We start from the raw sequence: 854 nt of genomic DNA, 5'->3' as shown, positions 1-854 counted from the left end.
CTAGCGCTCGTGGACAAAGGGTATCCATAGTTTGACTGCGGCAATGGCGACGAAGCCGAGATAGGATTCCTTTGTCTTGTCGTAGCGAGTGGCGACGCGTCGCCAGTTCTTGAGCCTGTTGAAGAGTCGTTCGATCTGGTTTCGCCATTTGTATTTGGCTTTGTCGTGCGGGATCGGCTCGCGCCTGTTGCTCTTTGCCGGAATGACCGCTTCGACGTTGGCGGTGGCGATCTCCTCGCGAATGGCGTCAGCGTCATAACCCTTGTCGGCCAGGAAAGCCTCGATCCGGTCGGTGATCATCCGGAACAAAGGCGCAAAACCTTGCGTGTCATGGGTCTGTCCCGGCGTCAACACGAAGCCGAGCGGCCGGCCCTTCGCATCGCAGCGGGCATGGAGCTTGGAGGTGAAGCCGCCGCGCGATCGGCCAAGCGCCTCGGTTTCCTGAGTCCCCTTTTTATGCCGACTGCACAATGGTGCGCCCGGATGACGGTGCTGTCGATCATGTCGGCGCTTCGATCCCGCTCGACCAGTTCCGCCAGCGTTTCGAGCATCGCATCGAACACACCGGTCTCGACCCATCGCCGGTAACGGCGGAAGACGCTGTTCCACTTGCCATACTCATCAGGCAGATGACGCCATTGCGCGCCCGTGCGCGCCATCCACATCATGCCTTCGAAATAGCGCCGATTGTCCTGTGCCGGCCGACAGCCACGCCCTCGTTCAGCAGGCAGAAGTGGGCCGATCAACGCCCACTCCTCGTCCGTCACACCAATCCGTTCGCCCAAGGCTGCCTCCAAATAGCAGCCTTGAATCAAAACAGGAGTCCCCAGTCAACCTTTGTCCACGAGCGCTAG

At 60.1% G+C, this 854-nt stretch carries 1 pseudogene; it reads right to left on the bottom strand.

Annotation, left to right across the window (positions count from 1 at the left end):
- Positions 1–767 (bottom strand): annotated as a pseudogene (locus tag EET67_RS25365) (IS5 family transposase).
- Positions 768–854: the final 87 nt, after the last annotated feature.

The sequence above is a fragment of the Borborobacter arsenicus genome (genome assembly GCF_003934165.1).
In the GTDB taxonomy this organism is placed as follows: Bacteria; Pseudomonadota; Alphaproteobacteria; order Rhizobiales; family Rhizobiaceae; genus Pseudaminobacter; species Pseudaminobacter arsenicus.
The sequence above is the reverse complement of the archived record's forward strand: the minus strand, read 5'-3'. Positions and strand labels throughout refer to the sequence as shown.